Origin of the sequence: Micromonospora sp. NPDC000668 (assembly GCF_042897975.1) — a bacterium.
In the GTDB taxonomy this organism is placed as follows: Bacteria; Actinomycetota; Actinomycetes; order Mycobacteriales; family Micromonosporaceae; genus Micromonospora.
The window spans coordinates 196762-219976 of record NZ_JBIAYP010000007.1 but is presented as its reverse complement, the minus strand read 5'-3'; the positions used below and the strand labels follow the sequence as shown (position 1 = coordinate 219976).

Below are 23215 nucleotides of genomic sequence, written 5' to 3'. Positions count from 1 at the left end.
GTGAGCCGGCGGGTCCACCTCGCGGCGGATGCCGGTCAGCCGCCGGGACGGACCACCCCGTTCTCGTACGCGAAGACCACCGCCTGCACCCGGTCGCGTAGGCCGAGCTTGGCCAGCACCCGGCTCACGTGTGTCTTCACCGTCGCCTCGCCCAGGTGCATGGTCGTGGCGATCTCCGCGTTGCTGGATCCGGCGGCGAGCAGCACCAGCACCTCCCGTTCGCGCGGGGTCAGCTCGCGCAGTGCGGCCTCGGCGGCCGGCCCCTGGTGGGCGGTGCCCGTCGGGTCGCCGGGGCGGGCGAAGGTGGAGATCACCCGACGGGTGATCTCCGGGGCGAGTAGACCGTCGCCCCTGGCCAGTACCCGGATCGCCTCGATCAGCTCCTCCGGTGTGCCGTTCTTGAGCAGGAAGCCACTGGCCCCGGCCCGCAGCGCGGCGAACAGGTAGTCGTCGCGGTCGAAGGTGGTGAGGATCAGCACCGCTGGCGCGTCAGGCCCGTCCCCGGTGATCCGCCGGGTGGCCTCCAGCCCGTCCATCCCGGGCATCTCCACGTCCATCAGCACCACGTCCGGTTGGGTGGCCCGGGTCATGGTGACGGCGCGCGCGCCGTCCGCCGCCTCGCCAACCACCTCGATGTCGTCCTCCACCTCGAGGATGACCCGGAAGCCGGTGCGGACGAGGTGCTGGTCGTCGGCGAGCAGCACCCGGATCGGGTCGTCCGCGCCCGGCAGCGTGGCGTCGGCCGGCGGGGCGGTCACGCCGACCACCCCGCGCCGGCCGCGGCGGTTTCGCCCAGCCTCGACGTCTCGGCGGGCAGCGGTAGTCGGGCGCGGACCCGCCAGCCGCCGCCGGGGCGCGGGCCGGCTTCCAGGACGCCGTCCTGGGCGGCGACCCGCTCCCGCATGCCGATGAGGCCGAGCCCGTCCGCGTGGGGCGGAGTACCGGTCCGTCCGTCGTCGCTCACGTCCAGCTCCACCTCTCGTGCCAGGTAGCGGATCCGCACGTCGAGCAGACCGGCCCCGGCGTGCTTCAGCGTGTTGGTCACCGCCTCCTGCACCACCCGGTACGCCGTCTGGGAGACGGACGCGGGTAGCGGGACCGGTTCGCCGTACACCCCGACGGTGGCCGTGAGCCCGGCGGCGCGGGCCCGCTCGACCAGCTCGTCGATCCGGTCGACCGTCCCGGTCGACGGCGGCGGTGGCGCGGTGTCGCCGTCGGGGGCGCGCAGCACGCCCAGCATCCGGCGCAGCTCGTCGACGGCGGTGCGGGCGCTCTGCTCGATGGCGCTCAGCGCCGTCCGGGCCTTGCCCGGGTCGCGGTCCCACACCCGGCGGCACGCGGACGCCTGCACCCCCATCACCGACACGTGGTGGGCGACCACGTCGTGCAGCTCCCGGGCGATGCGCACCCGTTCGCCGAGCACCGCCCGTTCGCGGGCCTCGGCCTGCGACCGGCGCAGCTCCTCGGCCTGGGCGCGCAGCTCGTGCTCGCGGCGCGCGGCCACCCAGGAGGTCTCACCGAAGAAGTACGCGAAGCCGAAGTACAGCCCGTTGATCAGGACGCCGCTCACCATCGCGGCGAGCACCGGTGGCACTGGCCCGACCGCGTCGGAGAAGGCGCCGGGCGGGATGTGGCCGATGCTCACCGCGTAGTAGAGACCCAGCCAGGCGAACATGGCGGCGATCACGCCGATCCGCAGCTGGCGGGCGAGCCGGCGGTCCCGTCCCCAGGCGCCGACGGTGTAGAGGGCGCTGAACAGCGCCCACGAGGAGAGCTGGGTTTCCGGAGCCGACCGTGCCTGCGCGGCGATGAACGCCACCGAGACGACCAGCAGGGTGGCGGCCGGCCAGCGCCGCCGCCAGATCAGCGGCAGGGTGACCGCGACGGTCCAGAGCACCTGCTCCGGCCCGGACGGCGGCGGGCCCAGCAGGAACGCCCCGGTGCTGCGCGCCAGGGTCAGGCTCACCAGTGCCAGCAGGGTCACCGCCAGCCCGATCCAGAGATCGATCCGGCGCTGCTCCGGTGTCGGAGCCGGGCGACGCCATTCGTCACGCTGTGCCACGGTCATCCGGGAACGATGCCACGCCGGCCACGCCAACCGCCACGGCCGCTCGCCGGTCCGTACGACGGTGGCCTGGTCCGGTGGACAGGCGGCGGCCCGGCGCGGAGTCCGCGCCGGGCCGCCTGGTCGGCTGCTGCTCACGCCCGCGCCGACTGGCGGCGGCTCTTGGTGGCGGTGTCGATCAGGTCCCAGACCAGCACCACGGCCGCGCCCACCGCGATGGCAGCTCCGAGGGTGTTCCGGTTGTCCCCTTCCGCCAGCCAGCTCAGCCGATCGCCCAGGGCCGGGTTGAGCAGCCGGTCGGAGAGCGCCAACCACACCACCGGCACCGTGAACGCCAGGTTGAGCAGGGCCTTCACCCCGAACAGGGTCCAGGTCCAGCGCCCGATCCGGTACTTGACGATCTCGAACACCATGGTGGCCAACAGCACCGCGATCAGCGCCGGCAACCAGAACGACCACAGCGCCGGGTCGAGGATCGGGATGTTGCCACCGTCGGTCTCGTGCACCCAGGACTGGTAGTGCTGGAAGGGCAGGTAGCCGATGGCCAGCGCCAGCATGGCCACCGAGGCGATGGTGTCGGCGAGAGAGATGTCCCGGTGCGCGGGGACGTCGGGCAGCTGGTCGACGGTCCAGTCGGGCAGGCCGGAGACGGGTTGGAAGCGCTCGATGAGGGCGAAGGTCAGGGTGAGCCAGAAGGCGATCTGCACGGCCACCTCGATGGCGGTGCCGATGCCGGAGCCGATGGCCCCGAAGCCCTTGCCGTCCGCCACGTCGATGACCGCGACCACCGTGCCGACGATCGCCGGGACGAGGCTGAGCAGCACCTTCAGCAGCCGCAGCCAGACGAGGTAGTAGGTCGGGCCGATGAGCTGCAGCCGTCGGTCGGTGTACCGGGCGGCCAGCAGGTCCGGGTTGCCCAGCTCGGTGAGCACCTCCCGCTCGGCGGTGGTGGTGTCCTGGCCGCCGCCGGCCCGGTCCTCGATCATGTCCTCGATCGAGGCGCGCAGCTCGGTGGCGATCTCGTCCCGGCGCTGGGTGGGCACCGAGCGCAGGGTGGCGGCGAGATAGCGGTCGGTCAGGGTGTTCATCGGTCTACTCCTTGGATCAGCCCGGTGATAGAGGTCTGTACGGCGGCGAGGTCGTCGAGGAGCCGGCTCAGCATCGACTCGCCCTCGTCGCTGGTCCGGTAGAACTTGCGCGGCCGGCTTTCCTCGGTGTTCCACTCGCTGGTCAGCAGGCCCTGGTCCTCCAGGCGGCGCAGCAGCGGGTAGAGCGTGTTGGCGTCCACCGGAAAGCCGTGGTCGGTGAGCCGTTGCAGCAGTGCGTAGCCGTAGTCCGGTCGGCGCAGCGCGACCAGGCTGGCTACCACGACGGTGCCTCGACGCAACTCCTGTAGGTGCGTCCTCAGAACGTCCTCGCTAACCATGTGTCACACCATACTGTGTGGCACACAGTGTTGTCTAGACCGATAACATCGTGCCCGATCGGGTCCGGCGAATGTGGCTGGCGGTCCGGCCCTGGATGTGAAGCTGTCCCCATGGCGGTGAGCCGGTGACGAAGGAGCCACGTCTGCCGTTGACCCGCATCCCGAGCGGCTCGCAGCGGGCGGATCTGCTGGAGCTGTTCTTCGACCTCGCCGTCGTCGCCGGCCTGGCGTTGACGTCGGCGAAAATGGCCGCCGACCAGACCTGGACCGGCATCAGCCAGGGCCTACTCGTCCTGTCGACGCTCTGGGCGGTATGGGTGACCACCACGTTGATCACCGACACCTACAGTCCGCGGAAGCGACCGATCCCGTACCTGATCCTGGGTGTCATGTTCGGCCTCATGCTGATGTCGGCCGCGCTGCCGGCCGCGTTCGGCGACCACGGGCTGATCTTCGGCGGGACCTGGGCCGCGATCAACCTGGGCCGCGGGCTGACGCTCATCCGGTCCCTGCGCGGCCGGTCGGAGCAGGAGCGTTCCGTGCGCGCCCTGGTCTGGAGCCTCGGCTCGGGGATCCTCTGGGTGGTCGGCGGCCTGGTGTCCGACCCCGGGTGGCGGCTGGTCGTGTGGCTGGCCGCGCTGGCCGTCGACTACATCGCGTTCGGGTTCCGCTTCCCGATCCCCGGCCGGCCACCCCTGCCGCAGTACCAGGTGGCGCCCGAGCACCTCGCCGAGCGGTACCAGCAGATCTACATCCTCACCCTGGGCGAACTCATCCTGGTGAGCGTCCTCAGCCTGAGCCACCAGCCGTTCACCGCGGGCCGGATCGGCGCCTTCGGCACGGCGTTCCTGACGGCCGTGGTGCTGTGGTGGAGTTACGCACGAGGAGCGGGCGCGACGCTCCGCGCCGCCATCGAGTCGTCACCTCACCGAGGCCGGCTCGTGCAGACCAATCCGTACGCCCACTGGTTGATGGTGGCCGGGGTGGTCGGCACAGCCGCCGGCGTCGAACGCGTCATCGCGTGGCCGGGGGAGCAGCCGGGCACCCCCATGACCGCGCTCATCCTGGGCGGCGCCGGGCTCTTCCTCTGCGGCCGGGCGGTGTTGGAGCACGAGGTCTACCAGCGCGTGCCGCTGTCCCACGTCGTCGGTCTCGTCGCGGCGATCGCCCTCGGGCCGCTCGCCGTGCACCTGACCGGTCTGGCGGTGAGCGTTGCCGCCGGCCTCGTGCTGCTGGGCGTCGCCGTCGGCGAACTCCTGAGAGCCCGGCGGCATCCGGCCCAGGCGCCGGCGACGACCTGAGCGGCGCTACTCGAAGCGCGACGGGTCGCCCGCACCCTGGCGCAGAATCTCCGGCTCAGGGCCCGACAGGTCGACCACCGTCGTCGGGTCCTTGCCGCAGTCGCCGGCGTCGAGCACCGCGTCGAGAAGGTGGTCGAGCCGTTCCTTGATCTCCCATCCCTGGGTCATCGGCTCCTCCTCGCCGGGCAGGGCCAGGGTGCTCGACACCAGCGGCTCGCCCAACTCGGCCAGCAGCGCCTGGGTGACGGTGTGCCGGGGTACACGGACACCGACCGTGCGCTTGCGGGGGTGCAACATCCGGCGCGGGACCTCGCGGGTGGCCGGCAGGATGAAGGTGTAACTGCCCGGGGTGGACGCCTTCACGAGGCGGAAGACCGAGTTGCTGATCTGGACGAACTGGCCGAGCTGCGCGAAGTCGCTGCAGACCAGGGTGAAGTGGTGCCGATCGTCGAGGTGGCGGATCTCGCGGATCCGGTCCAGCCCTTCGCGGTTGCCCAGTTGGGTGCCGAGCGCGTAGCAGGAGTCGGTCGGGTAGGCGACCAGCCCGCCGTCGCGGATCAGGTCGGTCACCTGGCGGATGACCCGGGGTTGCGGGTTCTCCGGGTGCACGTCGTAGTACCTCGCCATCCTCTGAGACTAGGCGCTGCGAGGAGACGCGGGCCACCCTCGGCGCGGACGGTGGAGCCGCCGAGATCACCTCGGTAGGGTAGGTCCCGGTCGGTTCCGACCATCAAGATCCACACCGCCGGGGGGCGCCACGCATGGCCGATTCGTTCGCGCATCTGCACGTGCACACCGAGTACTCGATGCTCGACGGGGCGGCCCGGCTCAAGGACCTGTTCACCGAGGCCAATCGGCTCGGCATGTCGGCGGTGGCGATCACCGACCACGGCAACATGCACGGCGCGAACGACTTCTACAACCAGGCGATGGCCGCCGGGATCACCCCGATCCTGGGCGTCGAGGCGTACGTGGCGCCGGAGTCGCGCTACCACAAGGCGCGGGTCAAGTGGGGCCGGCCGGAGCAGAAGAGCGATGACATCTCCGGTAACGGCGCGATCACCCACAAGACCATGTGGGCGAAGAACGCGCAGGGCCTGAAGAACCTCTTCACCCTCAACTCGCGCGCGTCCATGGAGGGGCACTACGTCAAGTGGCCCCGGATGGACATGGAGCTGATCGCCGAGCACGCCGAGGGCATCATGGCCACCACCGGCTGCCCCTCCGGTGCGGTGCAGACCCGGCTGCGGCTGGGTCAGTTCGACGAGGCGCTCAAGGTCGCCGCGAGCTACCAGGACATCTTCGGCAAGGACAACTACTTCCTGGAGATCATGGACCACGGCCTCTCCATCGAGAGCCGGGTCCGCGAGGGTCTCACCGAGATCGCCCGCAAGCTCGACATCCCGCCGGTGGTCACCAACGACTCGCACTACACCCACGAGGCGCAGGCCACCGCGCACGACGTGCTGCTCTGCGTGCAGACCGGCAGCAACATCGACGACCCGAACAGGTTCCGGTTCGAGGGCGGCGGCTACTTCATCAAGAGCGCCGAGCAGATGCGCGGGGTCGACTCCTCGGAGCTGTGGCAGCAGGGCTGCCGCAACACCCTGCTGGTCGCCGAGAAGGTCGACCCGACCGGCATGTTCGAGTTCCACAACCTGATGCCGCGCTTCCCGGTCCCGGAGGGGGAGACCGAGGAGTCCTGGTTCCGCAAGGAGACCTTCGCCGGCCTGGCCCGCCGCTACCCGGGCGGCATCCCGGAGGGGCACGTCGTCCAGGCCGAGTACGAGTTGGGCGTCATCAACCAGATGGGCTTCCCGTCGTACTTCCTCGTGGTCGCCGACTTCATCCAGTGGGCGAAGAACCAGGGCATCGCGGTGGGGCCGGGCCGTGGTTCGGCCGCCGGCTCCCTCGTCGCGTACGCGCTGGGCATCACCGACCTGGACCCGATCCTGCACGGCCTGATCTTCGAGCGGTTCCTCAACCCCGAGCGGGTCTCGATGCCGGATGTCGACATCGACTTCGACGAGCGTCGGCGCGGCGAGGTGATCAAGTACGTCACCGACAAGTGGGGCGAGGACAAGGTCGCCCAGATCGCCACCTTCGGCACGATCAAGGCGAAGGCCGCGATCAAGGACTCGGCCCGGGTGCTCGGGTTCCCGTACGCGGTCGGCGACCGGATCACCAAGGCGATGCCGCCGGCCGTGATGGGCAAGGACATCCCGCTCACCGGCATCTTCGACCCGAAGCACGCCCGCTACGCCGAGGCCGGCGAGATCCGCGGCCTGTACGAGTCCGACCCGGACGTGCGCAAGGTGATCGACACCGCGAAGGGCATCGAGGGGCTGATCCGGCAGACCGGTGTGCACGCGGCCGGTGTCATCATGTCCGCCGAGCCGATCATCGAGCACATCCCGTTGACGCGCCGCGACGCCGACGGGGCGATCATCACGCAGTTCGACTACCCGACCTGCGAGTCGCTCGGGCTGTTGAAGATGGACTTCCTCGGCCTGCGAAACCTGACGATCATCGATGACGCGGTCAAGAACATCAAGCTCAACCACGGCAAGCAGCTCGACCTGCTGGCCCTGCCGTTGGACGACAAGGCCGCCTACGAGCTGCTGGCCCGCGGTGACACCCTCGGCGTGTTCCAGCTCGACGGTGGGCCGATGCGCTCGCTGCTGCGGTTGATGAAGCCGGACAACTTCGAGGACATCTCCGCCGTCCTGGCGCTGTACCGGCCGGGCCCGATGGGCGTCGACTCGCACACCAACTACGCGCTGCGCAAGAACGGCCTCCAGGAGATCACGCCGATCCACCCGGAGCTGGAGGAGCCGCTGCGGGAGATCCTGTCGCCCACCCACGGCCTGATCGTCTACCAGGAGCAGGTCCAGCGCGCGGCGCAGATCCTCGCCGGCTACACCCTCGGTCAGGCCGACCTGCTGCGCCGGGCGATGGGTAAGAAGAAGAAGGAGATCCTCGACAAGGAGTTCATCCCGTTCCGGGACGGCTGCCGCGAGCGCGGCTACTCCGACGAGGCGATCCAGGCGGTCTGGGACGTCCTGGTGCCGTTCGCCGGGTACGCCTTCAACAAGGCGCACTCCGCCGCGTACGGGCTGGTCTCCTACTGGACCGCGTACCTGAAGGCGCACTACCCGGCCGAGTACATGGCGGGGCTGCTGACCAGCGTCGGCGACGACAAGGACAAGATGGCGCTCTATCTGTCCGAGTGTCGCCGGATGCGCATCCAGGTGCTGCCACCGGACGTGAACACCTCGGCCGGGCCGTTCACCCCGGTCGGCAAGGACATCCGCTTCGGCCTGGCCGCCGTGCGCAACGTCGGCGCGAACGTGGTCGCCTCGATCATGCGCTGCCGGGAGGAGAAGGGCGACTACGCCGACTTCTACGACTTCCTGTCCAAGGTGGACGCGGTGGTCTGCAACAAGAAGACGATCGAATCGCTGATCAAGGCGGGCGCCTTCGACTCGCTGGAGCACCCGCGCAAGGGCCTGCTCGCGGTGCACGCCGACGCCATCGACGCGTACGCCGACGTCAAGCGCAAGGAGGCGGTCGGCCAGTACGACCTCTTCGGCGCCGGCTTCGGCGATGCCGACACCGGCAGCACGACGGTGATGCCCACCATCGGCGACAGCGAGTGGGACAAGCGGGACAAGCTGGCCTTCGAGCGCGAGATGCTCGGCCTGTACGTCTCCGACCACCCGCTGTTCGGCCTGGAGCACATCCTCGGCGCGGCGGCCGACACCACCATCGCCTCCCTCGCAGAGGACGGCGCGGTGCCCGACGGCGCGGTGGTCACCCTCGCCGGCATCCTGTCCGGGGTGCAGCGCCGGGTCACCAAGCAGGGCCGGGCCTGGGCCTCGGCCACGCTGGAGGACCTGGCCGGCGGCGTGGAGACGCTGTTCTTCCCCAACACGTACGAGGTGATCGGGCAGTACATCGCCGAGGACGCCATCGTCGTGGTCAAGGGGCGGGTGGACCGCCGCGATGACACCCCGCGGATCATGGCGATGGACATGTCCATGCCGGACGTCAGCACCAGTGCCACCAACAAGCCGGTCACCCTCACCATCCCGGTGCACCGCTGCACGCCACCGCTGGTGGAGAAGCTCAAGGAGACCCTGGTGCTGCACCCCGGCGACACCGAGGTGCACATCAAGCTGCTCAACGGCGGGCGCACCACCACCCTGCGGCTGGGTCCGTTCCGGGTGGCGGCCACCACCGCGCTGATGGGGGACCTGAAGAGCGTCCTCGGCCCGGCCAACGTGAGCTGACCGGGCCGCGGACGCCGCCGGGCTCAGCCCCGGTCGGGGGCCGCGATCTCCCGCAGCTGGCCGTCGGCCAGCCGCAGCCAGCGCTGCACGCCGATCTCGGCCAGGAACCGTTCGTCGTGGCTGACCACCACGAACGCGCCCTGGTACGCCGTCAGCGCGCTCTCCAGTTGCGCGACGCTGACCAGGTCCAGGTTGTTGGTCGGCTCGTCGAGCAGCAGCAGTTGCGGCGCCGGCTCGGCGCAGAGCACGCAGGCGAGGGTGGCGCGTAGCCGCTCGCCGCCGGAGAGCACCCCGACCGGCAGGTTCACCCGGGCGCCCCGGAACAGGAACCGGGCGAGCAGGTTCATCCGCTTCGCGTCCGGCAGGCTCGGCGCGTACGCGGCGAAGTTCTCCGCCACCGTGCGATCGAGGTCCAGCAGGTCCAGCCGCTGCGACAGGTACGCGATCCGGCCGTCGGCTCGCCGGATCTCGCCGTCCGCCGGTTCAAGGTCGCCGTCGAGCAGGCGCAGCAGCGTCGACTTGCCGGCGCCGTTGGGGCCGGTGAGCGCGATCCGCTCCGGCCCCCGGATCACCAGGTCGGCGCCGTCGCCGGCGAACAGCTCCCGGTCGTCGAAGCGGACCCGCATGCCGAGCCCGGAGAAGACCGTGCGGCCGGCCGGGACGGTGGTGTCCGGCAGGTCCACGACGATCCGGTCCTCCTCGCGAAGCGCCCGGCCGGCCTCGTCGAGCCGCGCCTGGGCCTGGCCGACCCGGTTGGAGTGCGTTTCCTGGGACCGCCCCGCGGATTCCTGCGCGCCGCGCTTCATGGTCCCGGCGAAGATCTTCGGCAGGCCGGCGTTCTTCAGGTTGCGGCTGGCGTTGCTGGCTCGCCGGTCGGCACGCTCGCGGGCCTGCTGCATCTCCCGCTTCTCCCGCTTGACCTCCTGCTCCGCGTTGCGGATGTTGCTCTCGGCCACCTCCCGTGCCGCCCGCACCGCCTCCGTGTACGCGGTGAAGTTGCCGCCGTACCAGCGGATCTCGCCACGGTCCAGCTCGGCGATGCGATCCATCCGGTCCAGCAGTTCCCGGTCGTGGCTGACCAGCAGCAGACAGCCGGTCCATTCCGACAGCACGTCGTAGAGCTTGTGCCGGGCCTCCAGGTCCAGGTTGTTGGTGGGCTCGTCGAGCAGCAGCACGTCGGGGCGCCGGAGCAGTTGTGCGGCCAGGCCGAGGGAGACCACCTGGCCGCCGCTGAGGGTGTGCAGACGTCGGTCGAGCGACAGCTCACCCAGGCCGAGCCGGTCCAGCTCGGCGCGGGTGCGCTCCTCGATGTCCCAGTCGTCGCCGATCGTGGCGAAGTGCTCCTCGCTGGCGTCGCCGGCCTCGATGGCGTGCAGCGCCGCGATCCGCTCGGCGACGCCCAGCACCTCGGCCACGGTCAGGTCGCCGGCCAGGGGCAGGGTCTGCGGGAGGTAGCCGAGCACACCGTCGACGGTGACGCTGCCGCCGCTGGGGCGCAGCTCCCCGGCGATCAACCGCAGCAGCGTGCTCTTGCCGGCGCCGTTGGGCGCGACCAGGCCGGTGCGGCCGCCGGGGACGGTGAAGGACAGCTCCGAGAAGACCGGAGTGTCGTCCGGCCAGGAGAAAGACAGGTTCGAGCAGACGATGAACGCATCGGACATGCGAGTGACCTCAAAGGGTGGGGTGGGCGCGCCGGAGCTGCCCGAGACGAAACGGGGACCGGTGGAACGACGGCATGGCCACGGCGGCTGCGCTGACGCGCGCCGAACGGTGGCCTGAGACATCCGGTATCACCCGGAGATGTCGTCGTCACCCGCCATGTCTGGTCTCCCTCGTCAACCGCTGACACCCAACTCCGCCGAGTCTAGCAACGGATCTTCCCCCCGCCACGGCAATAGGGCGGCCCGCTTCGATCTTGTGGCGAGCGGTCAAGCTATGGCGGCTCGTCGACCGCCGCCCTGGGCAACAGACCCGGCTCCGCTGGGACATCGTGTATAGGTAAGGCTATAGTTTTCCTATGTCTCATGAGCCGCCACGTCGCTGGGCGATCAGGACGACAACCGATGTCCGGGACTGGTTGCGGTCTCTGCGGCAGGCTGACCCGGCGACGTACCGGTCGGTCAACGTAGCGATCGACATGCTCGCGGAGACCGGGCCGGGCCTCGGGCGTCCCCTGGTCGACACCCTCAGAGGTTCGAGCATCAGCAACCTCAAGGAACTACGACCGAGGTCCGGACGGGACGTCGCTGTTCGAGTGCTGTTCGTCTTCGATCGTGGTCCCAGGCAGTGCTGTTGGTGGCCGGCAACAAGGCAGGGGACTGGATTCGATGGTACGAGAAAGCGATTCCGGTCGCTGAGATCGCGTACGAGGGCTGGCTAGCCTTCGAGAGGAAACGGAGGGAGGGCTGATGAGCGGGTTCCATGACTGGGACGACATCCGGGCTGAGCTGCACGACGGAGACGATGAAGCGCTCGACGCAGAACGTGCCCGAACCGAAGCGTGGATCAGCGCGTTCCACCTTGCTGAAGAGCGGAAGCGGCTGGGTCTGACGCAGCGGCAGGTGGCCGAGCTGATGGGTGTCACGCCCGGCCGAGTCAGCCAGATTGAAAATGGCGATCTGGAGGCCAACGAGGTCGCGACGCTGAGCCGTTACGCACGAGCACTCGGCGCCCGGATGCGGATCATCTTCGACTATGGCGACGACCTCCGCCAGATTGCCTGAACACGAAGGTCCACTGCTAATACCGGCGACCAGCGCTGGCCAGCCCGATTGTCCGCCTGGGCCGTTCACCGAGGCCGGTACTCGACCTCCGGTCGACCAGGCGTGCCGTAGCGGGGTCGGCGCGCCGCCCGGTCGACGGTCACCAGGTACTCCAGGTAGCGGCGGGCGGTCACCCGGGAGATGCCGGTCCGCGCGCTCACCTCGGTCGCCGACAGCCCCACGTCCGCGCGGGTTCCGTCGGTGAGGGCGGCGCGCACCCGGTTCAGGGTCTGCGCGTCCAGCCCCTTGGGCAGGCTGTGCCCGGCCGTGCCGCGCAGGGTGGCGAACATCCGGTCCACCTCGTGCTGCGCGGCCACCTCACCGTCGGCGAGCGCCTGGGCGCGGTAGTCGGCGTACCGCTCCAGCTTGTCGCGAAACGCGGCGAAGGTGAACGGCTTGAGCAGGTAGTGGGTCACTCCAAGAGAGACCGCCGTGCGCACCACCGCGAGGTCCCGGGCCGAGGTCACCGCGAGCACGTCGACGCTGCTGCCCGCCGCGCGCAGCGCCCGGCAGACGTCCAGGCCGTGCAGGTCGGGCAGCCGGAAGTCGAGCAGCACCAGGTCGACGTCGCCGCCGTCGTTGGCGCGCAGCGCCGCCATCGCCGCCCGCGCGGTGTGCGCCACCCCGACCACCACAAAACCGGGAACCCGCTCGGTGTACGCCGCGTGCGCCTCCGCGAGCAGCGGCTCGTCCTCGACGACCAGCACCCGAATGTCGGTCATCGGCGGGCCCCGACGACCGGCAGTCGGACGGTGAACAGGCTGCCGCCGTCGTCCGAGCGGCCCACCTCGGCCCGGCCGCCGTGCCGGCGGACCACCTGCCCGACCAGCGCCAGCCCGAGGCCCCGGCCGGTGCTCTTGGTGGACCAGCCGCGCCGGAACGCGTCCGCCACCCGGTCCGGGGCCAGCCCGGGGCCGCTGTCGGCGACCCGTACCACCAGCTCGTCGTCGACCGCGCCGACGAAGACGCGTACCCGGCGGGGGGCTGGCGTACCGGCCACCGCTTCGAGGGCGTTGTCGACCAGGTTGCCGACCACGGTGAGGAGGTCGCCGGTCGGCAGGGGGCTGTCGTCGAGGCGGCAGTCCGGCTCGATCACCAGGTCCACCCCGCGCTCGCTGGCCTGCGCCGACTTGCCGAGCAGCAACGCGGCCAACGCCGGCTCGGTCACCGCGCCGACCACCCGGTCGGTCAGTTGCTGGGCCAGCGCCAGGTCCCGGGTGCCGAGCCGGACCGCCTCGTCGGCGCGGCCCAGCTCCACCAGGGTCAGCACGGTGTGCAGCCGGTTGGCCGACTCGTGGGTCTGCGCCTGCAACGCCTCGGTCAGCGCGCGGACCGAGTCCAGCTCGCTGGCCAGGGCGCGCAGCTCGGTCTGGTCGCGCAGGGTCAGCACGGTGCCGAGCACCGCGCCCTCGAAGCGGGTGGTCCGTTGGTTGGCCACCAGCACCCGGTCGCCGGCCAGGATGGGCTCGTCGAGGGCGTCCCGCTGGGAGGTGAGCAGCTCGGCCACCGCGGGCGGCAGGTCGATCCCGGCCACCGGCTGGTCGGTCACGGGCGCATCCCCGTCGAGGCCCAGCAGCCGGCGCCCCTCGTCGTTGATCAGTGCCACCCGGCGGTCGGTGGTCAACACGACGAGGCCCTCCCGCACCGAGTGCAGGACCGCGTCGTAGTACTCATACATCCGGGTCATCTGGGCCGGCCCGAGACCGTGCGTCTGGCGGCGCAGCCGGCGGCTGAGCAGCCAGGAGCCGGACGCGGCGAGGGCGAGCGCCGGTGCGGCGACACCCAGCAGCACCGGCAGTTGACCGAGCAGCTTCCGGTTGATGGCCCGGGTGGTGATACCCACCGAGACCAGCCCGACGATCCGCCGCTGGTCGTCGTACACCGGAACGACCGCGCGCACCGACTCGCCGAGCGTGCCGACGTTGGTGATGGTGAATGGGTGGCCCGCCAGGGCGGGCTCGATCTCCCCGACGAACGGCTGGCCGATCAGCTCCCGGGTCGGGTGCGAGAAGCGGGTCCGGTCGGGGGCCATCACCACCACGAAGTCGGTGCCCGTCGCGAGCCGGGTCGACTCGGCGTACGGCTGGAGGGTGCCGGCCGGGTCGGCGGTCGTGAGGGCCTCGCGGACGTCGGGAGAGCGGGCCACGGTCTGTGCCACCGCGAGCACCTCCTCCTGTGCGGCCTGCTGGGAGTCGCTGCGGGCCAGCCAGAACGCCCCTGCCGCGCCGGCCAGCACCAGCAGCGTCACCACCACGGCCTGGAGGGCGAACAGTTGCCCTGCGATGCTCCACTGCCGTCGGGCCACCTCCACCACCTCCTCGTTGCGCCTGTGTCGCTGGACGGCGTCACCGGTGATGTCGCGGTGAACAGAATGACCGCAAGGCTGTCAACGTGTGAGACGCGCTTCACATTGTCGACATGGACACCACCGCATCCACCACCACACCGGCACCGCCGGTCCGCCGGGACCGTACCCGGTATCTTTACCTGGCCGTCATCGTGGCCGTGCTGGCCGGCATCGTGGTCGGCCTCGTCGCCCCCGATTTCGGCAAGGAACTCAAGCCGATCGGCACCGGCTTCGTCAACCTGATCAAGATGATGATCAGCCCGGTCATCTTCTGCACCATCGTGCTGGGCGTCGGCTCCGTCCGGCAGGCCGCGAAGGTCGGCAAGGTCGGCGGCCTCGCCCTCGGCTACTTCCTGACCATGTCGACCGTCGCGCTCGCCATCGGCCTGGTGGTCGGCAACCTCATTCACCCGGGCTCCGGCCTGAATCTGGGTCAGGACCTCGCCGGTGCGGGCAAGGCCGCCGCTGGTGACGAGGCCGGCGGGACGGTGGACTTCCTGCTCGGGGTCATCCCGACCACGCTGCTCTCCGCGCTCACCGAGGGAGAGGTGCTCCAGACGCTGCTGGTCGCCCTGCTGGTCGGCTTCGCCGTCCAGGCCATGGGCCGGCGCGGTGAGCCGGTGCTGAACGCCATCGGGGTGATCCAGCGGGTGGTCTTCAAGGTGCTCGCCATGATCATGTGGCTGGCGCCGATCGGCGCGTTCGGTGCCATGGCCGCCGTGGTCGGCGCGACTGGTGTCGACGCGCTCAAGAGCCTCGCGCAGATCATGGTGGGCTTCTACGCGACCTGTCTGATCTTCGTGCTGGTCTTCCTGGGCTCGCTGCTGTGGTTCGTGGCCCGGATCTCGATCTTCTCGCTGCTGCGCTACCTGGGCCGGGAGTTCCTGCTGATCCTGTCGACCTCGTCGTCGGAGTCGGCGCTGCCGCGGCTCATCGCGAAGATGGAGCACTTCGGGGTGAGCAAGCCGGTCGTGGGCATCACGGTGCCGACCGGATACTCGTTCAACCTGGACGGCACGGCGATCTACCTGACGATGGCGTCGCTGTTCATCGCCGACGCGCTGGGCAAGCCGCTGTCGATCGGCGAGCAGGTGTCGCTGCTGCTGTTCATGATCATCGCGTCGAAGGGTGCTGCGGGGGTGACCGGCGCTGGGCTGGCCACGCTGGCCGGTGGCCTTCAGTCGCACCGGCCGGACCTGGTTGACGGGGTTGGGCTGATCGTGGGCATCGACCGGTTCATGTCGGAGGCTCGGGCGTTGACGAACTTCGCCGGTAACGCGGTTGCGACCGTGCTGGTCGGGACCTGGACCGGGGAGTTCGATCGGGATCGGGCGGCTGGGGTGCTGCGCGGCGACGACCCGTTCGACGAGGCCACGATGCTGGACGAGCATGACGACGAGGACGAGTCGGCGACGCGGCGGTCCGACGATGAGCCGGCCACGCCGGTTGGGGTGCCGGCCTGATTCCACGGCTAGGAGCCACCCGGGGGTCGCGTCGGCCGAGAGGCGGCGCGGCCCCTGGTTGCCCAGGCGGCCGGTTGAGTCTGGAGCGGGGAGTCGATACTGAGCCGATGGCGGAGGAGCAGTCGACGGAGCTGACCCGGTGGACCATCCACGGTGAGCGGGTCGTCGACGACACCCGGCGAGCGCGGTTGAGCATCGCCGAGGTGGAGTTGCCCGACGGGGTGCGGTTCGAGCAGTACGTGATCCGGGCGCCCCGTTCGGCCATGGTCGCGGTCGTCGACGATCGGGAGCGGCTGCTGCTGATGCGGCGGCACCGGTTCGTGTTCGACCGGTGGGTGTGGGAGCTGCCCGGCGGCTACGTCGACGGTCACGAGCAGCCCGAGGTGTGCGCGGCACGCGAGGTGGAGGAAGAGACCGGCTGGCGTCCGCATCAGGTCGAGCCGCTGCTGTCGTTCCAACCATGGGTGGGCATGGCGGATGCCGAGAACCTGCTCTTCCTCTCGCGGGCGGCGGAGCACACAGGCGGTCCGGTGGATGTGAACGAGGCCGAGCGGGTGGCGTGGATCCCGCTGGTCGAGGCGCGCGAACTCGTGGCGCAAGGCGAGATCGTCGGGGCCGGCACGGTGATCGCGGTGCTGGAGTTGGTCGCCCGACAGGCGCGCGGGGAGCTGTAGGCGTCAGCGTCGGGTGCCGAGGACCGCGTCGACCCGGCGGATGAACTGTTGGACGGTGGGTCGCCGACGGTACGGCACGAGTTCGGCTTGCAGTTCGCGTACGTAGCGCGCGGCTCTGGCCGATTGGAGCCGTGAGGTCAGGGTCAGTGCTTCCGCCCCGACGACGCAAGCCCGCTCCAGTTCGCCCTGCTGCGCCTGCGCGGTGGCGAGAAGCGCGAGGTTGAAAGCCTTGCCGCGGATGTACCGCTCGTCCATCCGGAGGGACCGGGCGGCGAAGCGTTCGGCCTGGGCAGGCTTGCCGAGCGCTCGGAAGCAGTGGCCGAACTTGGCCGACAGGTAGGCCTCGTCGAAGTACCCGAGCCATTGGGGAGCGCTGCTGCGGTCGGCCCGGTCAAGGGTCTTCTCCGCCTGATGCAGAGCGGCAGTGCACGCGCGTTCGTCCCTGACCATGGCATGCCCATGAGCCTCCATGACGGACGCCTCTGCCGTCAGGACGGTGAGCCCAGCCCGTTGCGCTGTCTGCCCGGCGGCGCGGGCGAGGTCGATGCCGGTAGCGCCGTGTCCAAGGTAGGTGGCCTGGTGGCTCATGGCGGCCAGGATCTCCGCGCCCAGACTCGCATCGCCGGCAGCGCGGGCCAGGTCGAGGGCGCGGGTCAGGTAGAGCTGGGCGATCCCGTGATCGGCGACGTCGTACGCCTGCCAGCCGGCGAGCTGGGTCAGCTCGGCGACGGCGCTGAGGAGCTTTCTTCCCGTCGAAGTCTCGTAGCGTCCGTTATCCAGCAGTGGCGTCACCTCCTGGTGGAGGTAGCGGGCGACCGTAGCGCGGGCGTGGCCGCCCCCGTACTGGTTGTCGAGTCGGCGGTAGGTCGTGGTCATCTCTCGGATGGTCTCGATATCGGGTTGCCCGACGGTTCGAGTGCCGGCGTGCACAACTGGTGGCGCGGCAGGTGCGGTGAACCAGCGCAGGGCCGTCAGGGTGTAGCCGGCCGAGCTGAACGCCATTTGCCGGATCACATCTCGACGGTTCACATCGCCTTCCCACAACTGCGCGGCGGCGCGGACGTCGTCACGCCAGGATCGGTTGACGGGCAGGTCACTCTCTCGTTGCTTCGGCGGCGAAGCCATGTCCAGGTGACATGGACGATCCTGTGGTGCCAGGCCAAGCGCCATCCGTGCCTGATCCGGCATCCGGCAGCCGTCGGCGATGCGCTCCAGCACCTCGATGGAGGTCACCTTCCGGCCCGCCATCACACGGCTGACGTACCCCTGCTCCAGGCCGACTGCCGCACCGATCCGGGTCTGGCTCGCGCCGGTCAGTTGGCCGATGCGTCGGAAGAGTGCGCCGACATCACGCCGGGTCAGGGCGTCGCCTACGGCCGGATCGGACCACACCGTGTTCGGAATGCGAAGCGGATCGAGCAGCACAGCAGCTCCCAGCGTCGCGGACTGACTACTCAAGGTGCTCGCTCCGCAGCCTATGGTCCGAATGTGCGCAGGTCGAGGCCGGTCATGTCACCGTGACATGACCGGACGACATGGCCGGCGGCCGACGACGGGCGGGAAAGTCGCCGCATGCTCTCGACTGCCCGAGCTCCTGCCTGTACGGGGACTGTCTCTTGTCCCGTGCCTGCCGGGACGACCCCATGAGAGCCAGCCGGGGAGAGCCGGCGCGCCGCGTCTCGTACGACGAATACCTGCTCGCAGTCGCGATGACCTTGCCCGGCAGCGCGAGTTGCGGGTGGAGTTCGATGGAGCTCCGGTGTCACTGGCTCTCTACATGGGTGCGCAACTGGTCCGGGCCTCGGCGGACATGACCTGGGCACCCGCCGGCACGCTGCACCGGCGCTTTCTTGGGTGGGTGCGGTGAGCATCCTGCGCGTAGGGGACGAGAAGTTCCACTACAGCGACGGCTCCCACAAGTGGATCCCACCAAATCCGGACTACGACCAGGAGATCTGGGACGAGCAGGTCCGCCAGCACAAGCATGGCCACCTGAGGAACGAGCGCCCGAAGGCGTGCATCAAGCGCCTCATCTAGAACTGCTAATCGGTCGCAGGCCGGGGCAACTATGGCCGTTTCCCTACCTCAGTTGAGGGGCGGGGTGAGCCAGGCGAGTTGCTGCCCTGCGAGGGCGCGTCAGCGAGGCGGTGAGCGGAGGCGGTCTTGAGGGCTGCGCGTGAGCTGTCGATCCAGCGTTGGACGTTGTCGATGCCCTGGTGGCGGTACTCGACGGCTTGGACGAGGCATTCGAGTTTGTCGGCGTCGCGGGCGACGACGGCTTCGAGGGTCTCTCCGGCCTCGTACTCGTTGACGGCGGCGGTGATGGCGTCGGCGACGGGTGGTGGGCAGTCGGCGACCTGGTCAGCGGTGACGGCGGTGTTGGGTACGGCGGTGAGGTACCGCTTGGCGATATGAGGGATGTCGGTGATCCGGGTCTCCTGGGTGTCGTGCAGGACGCACATCATGAAACCCGCGCGGGGTCGGCGCCTTCCATAGCGGCGAGCATCATGCCGATGAGGGCGGTGCGGAACGAGTGCTCGGCGATGGACTCGGGCTGCTTGACGCCAGCGAACCACCAGCCAGTGCGGGCTGCGCGCTTGAGTACGCCTGATTCGAAGATGAAGTTCATCGCGCCGGCGGCGTCGTGGTCGTCGCTCATGTGCCCGTCCCTGTGCCGGTGATTCCTTCGGTGCGCAGGCTCTAAACGATAGACGTCAACCCCTGGCGGGTTGCTCCACCGCGATCGTCCAGCCGCTCATCGCCGTCCTAAAGGCTCTTACCGAGAAGCCGGCGAGCTTGATGTTGTTGGTCCACGCCGATGCATGCGAGGACCGAGGTGCCGTCAACCGCCAGGAACAGTTGGAAGTGGTAGGGAGGATCCGACTGGTTGACGCGGCCGAGCCGCAACGGTTGCTCCCCGAGTGCGTGAAGCGTCTCGACGGCCCCTACGAGGCCGCGGGTGGGGATTCCCCGCTCCCTGGTGTGGGCCTGCCGCCTTCGGTACGTGCGCGCCAGGTTGTCCGCAGGGACAAGGTCGTCGTCGATGTGGAAAGGACTTCCCTCTTCGAGAGCCCTGCGGCACGCCTCGTGCACCGGACTGTCGTCGACAAGAAGGGAGATCAGTTCCGCGCGCTCCACCTGGCGACCGTACAGCCGTTGCTCGAATCTGAGCGGTACGGACGACGACGTGGTCACCGAAGCAGGGCGATGACTGCCGCCTCGATGGTGTCGATGTCCGGAGCCCGATCGTGTGAGGTGTCGACATCGATGACGGCGTCGACTCGGTCGGGTGGCGCGAAGATCGACCGCGTCATGTCGCCTCGCTCAAACAGAGACGCGAGCTGTTGGGCGACGGCCCCGCCTCCGGCCGCCCGAGCCCTCAGACGCTCGCCGATGACCGACTCGTCGGCAACGACGTGAACAGCGAGCACCCGAGCGTCAGCGGCGAGCAGGGCATTTAGCAGCTCGTGGGACAACACCGAGGACTCCACCACGAAACTCACCTCTGCGGTCGCGAGCAGCCGGGCTGCGTCGACCATTACGGCCGCGGCGCGGCGGCTGAAGGGACCGCCGGCGATGTGAAAATCCGGATCGAGGCGAAGGCCGCCGTCCTGGACCGCAGCGGAGGACAGCCCGATTCCGGTCTTGATCTCGTCGCGGGTCAGAAACGGCACACCGAGGCGGCGCGCTGTCGCGGAGGCAACGGTCGTCTTTCCGGCTCCCGGGGACCCGCAAACCGCAACCACTACAGGCCGTTCCTTCGTCGACATCCGCAGATGGTGCCACGTGCGCTGTCAGCAGCTGGCAGCCGCGTACTGGCGGAACTCCTCGCCGGTCATGGCCAGGGGCTCTCCGAACGGATCCGGTACTGCCCATACCTCTCCGTCGGCGAGCGAGCGCAGGTCGCCGAGTGTGAACCGAACCACGGCATCTCGACTCTCTGCCCCGTCGGTGTCTGCCCAGACCCCATAGTGCTGATCCTCTGCGAAGGCGGTCAGCAGGCGAGCTCCCGGCTCGACGTTCTTGAAGCGCACCTCGCCGCCCGGCTCGGTGATGCGCAGTTTCCAGCCGGGCGGAGTCTCCAGGAGTCGAATCTGTGTGACCGGGTCGTCGCCCTTGGCGTCGGCAACACTCCACCCGAGCGGAAGACCGGTGGCCGGCGCGGACCCGGTCATTTTCTCAACTGTCGAAACCACAACAACGTCGGAACGGCCACAAGGGTGAAAGAGGGCCGTCGGGTGGCCATCGTCAAGGAAAACGGCAGTAACCGAAATCTGGGCAGGCGAGCATCCGGCCGTGAGTAGGCAGCACAGCAGAATCAGGACGCCCGCGAGCGCCCGCCGGCCACGCTGCGCCAATGTCGTGTGCGCTTCTAACCCCATGAACCCACCCTGGCCGTCGTAGGTGGATCGAAGGCTCCGGTGGCGTAACGATCCGAGTTCGGCTGTATCGGTGCTCTCTCGCCGCCGAACCCTTGACCCGGTCAGGCAATCGGGCTCTTCACAATGCAAAGTGTCTTCGGTGACGCTGATGTGCCGATTCTCGTCGAACTCCCGCAAAAACCAGATCTACAAGGCGTTCCGGGAGGTCGGGCGCGTGATGCGGACCGTGGCGCTGCTGCGGTTCCTCGCCGACTCGGGGCTGCGGGCACGGGTGACCGCGGCCACCAACAAGGCCGAGGCCTACAACGGGTTCTCCGCCTGGACCCCGGTTCGGCAACCAGGGCGTGATCGCCGAGAACGACCCGGCCGAGCGGGAAAGTCGGTCAAATGGAACTCGCTGCTGTGCAACCTGATCGTGTTCCACACCGCGATCGACATGATGGAGGTCATCCGGCAGCTGGTTGCCGAGGGGTGGCAGGTGACGGCTGAGGATCTGGCCCAGCTCTCGCCCTACCTGACCTCCCACATCCTCCGGTTCGGCGCCTACGCAACCGACGAACTCCACATCCCGCCGGGCGTGTTCGACCCCGCGCTGGACGAGGTCGACTTTGGCGGCGAACAGCCCGCGGCCGCGTAGCAGGGCACGGTAACGCAGCAGAGGTGGTTTAGCGCCTCCCCCATGCGGGGCGACACTGGAGGGCCGAGAATCCTCCATCGCTCACGCAGCACGCGTATCCCACACAAATGTCCGCGGCCCGGCGCTCGTCCGGGATCGGCGCCGGCTCGATGCTGGCGGCAGCGCGGCTGGACCATTTCGGCGCGCGATGCCGGCGGGGTTGATCGCGAACACGGTGGCGGCGATGCTGTGGGCGTGGAGTACGTGTCCAGAGTGCCGCGACCGCCGCTGGACGGGCTGATCGACGACCTTTACTACCTGGAGGGTGCGCCGCCGTACGCCCGGCTGACGCTGCCGGCAAGTCCGGCGGCGTTGCTCATCGTCAACCTCGGGGCGCCGTTCCGCATCCGCGCCGGCACCGACATCGAGACGGCCGAGTACGCCGACGGCTGCGTGGTCACCATGCCCACCCGCGCGTGGGAGTTCGGCTACCCATCCCCGACCCGGTCCGTCGGCGTGCACTTCAAGCCGTGGGGGCCGGCGCCGTTCCTGCCGATGCCCGCGGCCGAGCTGTGTGACCGGCCGGTGACGGTAGAGCAGGTTTGGGGCCGGCCCGCCATTGCTGAGCTGCGAGACCGGCTGGCCACGGCGGACGGACCGCACGAGATGCTGACGCTGCTCGAGGAGGAGCTGATGCGACGGCTGTGCGAGACCGCCGGCCTGGGGCTGGTCCGCCATACGAGCAGCGTCATCGCGGCGACCAGCGGGGCGGTGGCGATCGGCGACCTGAGGGTGGCAGCCGGTGTCAGCAGCACTCATCTGGCACAGCGGTTCAAGGAGCTCATCGGCGTGACGCCGAAGCGGCTGGCCCGCACCTACCGCTTCACCGCCACCGTGTTCGCGATCAACCCCGCCGGACCGATCGACTGGGGCGACCTCGCCGGTGGCGCAGGCTACTTCGACCAGGCCCACTTCGGCCACGAGTTCCGGGCGTTCACCGGGCTCACGCCGACCCGGTACGTCGAAGTCCGGCGGCGGTTCCTGCGCGAACATCCCGGCCACGCGCTGGACGGCTGGCCGCTGCCGGCCGATTGATTTCTTACAAGAGCGACAGCTCACGACACGCTAATTTGGGGGCACCCCAAAGCAAAGGAGAGCCCCGTGGGCAAGGTGGTCATGTACAGCTCGGTGTCGGTGGACGGCTTCATCGCGGACGAGAATGACCAGCCCGGACCGCTGTTCGACTGGTTGTCCAGCGGTGACGTTCCGTTGGACGAGAGCGGCGTGCTAAAGGTGTCGCAGACGTCCTACGACTACACCCGGCCGTACTGGGACCAGATCGGGGTGACAATCGCCGGCCGCCACGTCTTCGACATGACGGACGGCTGGGACGGGAAGCCTCCGGGCGGGATCGACCACGTGGTCGTCGTGACGCACCGGCCGAAGCCCGAGGGCTGGGACCCCGAGGCGCCGTTTCACTTCGTCGACAGCGTCGAGGCAGCCGTGGCCAAGGCGCAGGAGCTTGCGGGTGACCGCATGGTCGAGGTCGCCGCCGGCGACGTCGGTGGCCAGGTGCTTGCCGCGGGCCTGATCGACGAGGTGCGCATGGACGTCGTACCCGTCGTGTTCGGGTCCGGCAAGCGCTACTTCGGGTCGGTCCACGCGCAGCACCTGTTGGAGGATCCTGACGTGGTGATTCAGAGCAACCGGGTGCTTCACCTGCGCTATCGGGTGCGCCGTTGACCGATCTGAGCGGGTACGCGAAGAAGTCCACTGCGAACGGTGACACAAGATCGGGCCTCCGGCTGCGTTTGCGCATCGCTGTCCGTGGTCGGGCAGCCGACGCCGATCCGCCCCAGCACCTCACCTACGGCAAGTTCAACTCAA

The 23215-nt window shown here is 69.5% G+C and carries 21 protein-coding genes and 2 pseudogenes; 10 read left to right on the top strand and 13 right to left on the bottom strand.

Features of this window, described 5'->3' with window-relative positions:
* Positions 1–35: 35 nt before the first annotated feature.
* The 4 genes from ACFY29_RS31160 to ACFY29_RS31145 form a co-directional block, all read right to left on the bottom strand.
* Positions 36–731: a response regulator transcription factor gene (locus ACFY29_RS31160; protein ID WP_328426450.1), complete on the bottom strand. Its 696-nt coding sequence runs from the start codon at positions 729–731 to the stop codon at positions 36–38.
* Between the two features lie 23 nt (positions 732–754).
* Entirely contained in the window at positions 755–2068 is a 1314-nt protein-coding gene (locus ACFY29_RS31155; RefSeq protein WP_386991833.1) for a sensor histidine kinase, read from the bottom strand.
* A 131-nt stretch (positions 2069–2199) separates the two neighbouring features.
* Positions 2200–3153, bottom strand: a complete 954-nt coding sequence (locus ACFY29_RS31150; RefSeq protein ID WP_386991832.1) for a permease prefix domain 1-containing protein — start codon at positions 3151–3153, stop codon at positions 2200–2202.
* Positions 3150–3491, bottom strand: a complete 342-nt coding sequence (locus ACFY29_RS31145) for a PadR family transcriptional regulator (protein WP_110564981.1) — start codon at positions 3489–3491, stop codon at positions 3150–3152. Before ACFY29_RS31145 ends, ACFY29_RS31150 begins: the two co-directional genes overlap by 4 nt.
* A 125-nt stretch (positions 3492–3616) precedes the next feature.
* On the opposite strand from ACFY29_RS31145, the gene ACFY29_RS31140 reads away from it, so the two are divergent.
* Entirely contained in the window at positions 3617–4792 is a 1176-nt protein-coding gene (locus ACFY29_RS31140; RefSeq protein ID WP_386991829.1) for a low temperature requirement protein A, read from the top strand.
* Between the two features lie 6 nt (positions 4793–4798).
* On the opposite strand, the gene ACFY29_RS31135 is transcribed toward ACFY29_RS31140, so the two are convergent.
* Positions 4799–5419 (bottom strand): L-threonylcarbamoyladenylate synthase, encoded by a 621-nt coding sequence (locus ACFY29_RS31135; RefSeq protein WP_386991827.1) that lies wholly within the window; start codon positions 5417–5419, stop codon positions 4799–4801.
* 134 nt (positions 5420–5553) lie between these two features.
* On the opposite strand from ACFY29_RS31135, the gene dnaE reads away from it, so the two are divergent.
* Positions 5554–9084, top strand: coding sequence for a DNA polymerase III subunit alpha (dnaE, locus tag ACFY29_RS31130; RefSeq protein WP_386991825.1), 3531 nt, complete (start codon positions 5554–5556; stop codon positions 9082–9084).
* A 23-nt stretch (positions 9085–9107) separates the two neighbouring features.
* Here the strand turns inward: dnaE and abc-f are convergent, their stop codons facing one another.
* Positions 9108–10745, bottom strand: a complete 1638-nt coding sequence (abc-f, locus tag ACFY29_RS31125; protein WP_386991823.1) for a ribosomal protection-like ABC-F family protein — start codon at positions 10743–10745, stop codon at positions 9108–9110.
* Between the two features lie 356 nt (positions 10746–11101).
* Between abc-f and ACFY29_RS31120 the strand changes: the two are divergent.
* Positions 11102–11493: pseudogene (locus tag ACFY29_RS31120) on the top strand (type II toxin-antitoxin system RelE/ParE family toxin).
* Positions 11493–11807 carry a helix-turn-helix transcriptional regulator gene (locus ACFY29_RS31115; protein WP_328425968.1) on the top strand — a complete coding sequence of 105 codons (315 nt, stop codon included), beginning with the start codon at positions 11493–11495 and terminating at the stop codon, positions 11805–11807. Before ACFY29_RS31120 ends, ACFY29_RS31115 begins: the two are co-directional and overlap by 1 nt.
* A 65-nt stretch (positions 11808–11872) precedes the next feature.
* On the opposite strand, the gene ACFY29_RS31110 is transcribed toward ACFY29_RS31115, so the two are convergent.
* Together ACFY29_RS31110 and ACFY29_RS31105 are read right to left on the bottom strand one after the other, a co-directional pair.
* Complete coding sequence (locus ACFY29_RS31110; protein ID WP_328425970.1) at positions 11873–12568, bottom strand: response regulator; 696 nt, start codon at positions 12566–12568, stop codon at positions 11873–11875.
* Positions 12565–14151, bottom strand: a complete 1587-nt coding sequence (locus ACFY29_RS31105; protein ID WP_386991820.1) for an ATP-binding protein — start codon at positions 14149–14151, stop codon at positions 12565–12567. Before ACFY29_RS31105 ends, ACFY29_RS31110 begins: the two co-directional genes overlap by 4 nt.
* 113 nt (positions 14152–14264) lie before the next feature.
* On the opposite strand from ACFY29_RS31105, the gene ACFY29_RS31100 reads away from it, so the two are divergent.
* Entirely contained in the window at positions 14265–15656 is a 1392-nt protein-coding gene (locus ACFY29_RS31100) for a cation:dicarboxylate symporter family transporter (protein WP_386991818.1), read from the top strand.
* 107 nt (positions 15657–15763) lie between these two features.
* Positions 15764–16330: an NUDIX hydrolase gene (locus tag ACFY29_RS31095; RefSeq protein ID WP_386991816.1), complete on the top strand. Its 567-nt coding sequence runs from the start codon at positions 15764–15766 to the stop codon at positions 16328–16330.
* A gap of 3 nt (positions 16331–16333) precedes the next feature.
* On the opposite strand, the gene ACFY29_RS31090 is transcribed toward ACFY29_RS31095, so the two are convergent.
* On the bottom strand, positions 16334–17755 hold the full coding sequence (locus tag ACFY29_RS31090; RefSeq protein ID WP_386991814.1) for a helix-turn-helix domain-containing protein: 1422 nt from the start codon (positions 17753–17755) through the stop codon (positions 16334–16336).
* A 438-nt stretch (positions 17756–18193) separates the two neighbouring features.
* On the opposite strand from ACFY29_RS31090, the gene ACFY29_RS31085 reads away from it, so the two are divergent.
* Positions 18194–18367 carry a hypothetical protein gene (locus tag ACFY29_RS31085; RefSeq protein ID WP_386991812.1) on the top strand — a complete coding sequence of 58 codons (174 nt, stop codon included), beginning with the start codon at positions 18194–18196 and terminating at the stop codon, positions 18365–18367.
* A 48-nt stretch (positions 18368–18415) separates the two neighbouring features.
* Here the strand turns inward: ACFY29_RS31085 and ACFY29_RS31080 are convergent.
* The 4 genes and pseudogenes from ACFY29_RS31080 to ACFY29_RS31065 all read right to left on the bottom strand — a co-directional run bounded on the left by ACFY29_RS31080 (position 18416) and on the right by ACFY29_RS31065 (position 20712).
* Positions 18416–18989, bottom strand: a pseudogene (locus ACFY29_RS31080) (HD family hydrolase).
* A gap of 107 nt (positions 18990–19096) precedes the next feature.
* Positions 19097–19468, bottom strand: a complete 372-nt coding sequence (locus ACFY29_RS31075) for a hypothetical protein (RefSeq protein ID WP_386991810.1) — start codon at positions 19466–19468, stop codon at positions 19097–19099.
* 53 nt (positions 19469–19521) lie between these two features.
* On the bottom strand, positions 19522–20100 hold the full coding sequence (locus tag ACFY29_RS31070; RefSeq protein ID WP_386991808.1) for an AAA family ATPase: 579 nt from the start codon (positions 20098–20100) through the stop codon (positions 19522–19524).
* Positions 20101–20124: 24 nt separating this feature from the next.
* A complete protein-coding gene (locus ACFY29_RS31065; RefSeq protein ID WP_386991807.1) occupies positions 20125–20712 on the bottom strand; it encodes a hypothetical protein in 588 nt (195 codons plus the stop codon).
* Positions 20713–20851: 139 nt separating this feature from the next.
* Here ACFY29_RS31065 and ACFY29_RS31060 point away from each other — a divergent pair, with 139 nt between their 5' ends.
* The 3 genes from ACFY29_RS31060 to ACFY29_RS31050 all read left to right on the top strand — a co-directional run bounded on the left by ACFY29_RS31060 (position 20852) and on the right by ACFY29_RS31050 (position 23071).
* Positions 20852–21349 (top strand): Tn3 family transposase, encoded by a 498-nt coding sequence (locus ACFY29_RS31060; protein WP_386991805.1) that lies wholly within the window; start codon positions 20852–20854, stop codon positions 21347–21349.
* A 234-nt stretch (positions 21350–21583) separates the two neighbouring features.
* Entirely contained in the window at positions 21584–22423 is an 840-nt protein-coding gene (locus tag ACFY29_RS31055; RefSeq protein ID WP_386991803.1) for a helix-turn-helix domain-containing protein, read from the top strand.
* A gap of 66 nt (positions 22424–22489) precedes the next feature.
* On the top strand, positions 22490–23071 hold the full coding sequence (locus ACFY29_RS31050) for a dihydrofolate reductase family protein (protein ID WP_355605671.1): 582 nt from the start codon (positions 22490–22492) through the stop codon (positions 23069–23071).
* Positions 23072–23215: the final 144 nt, after the last annotated feature.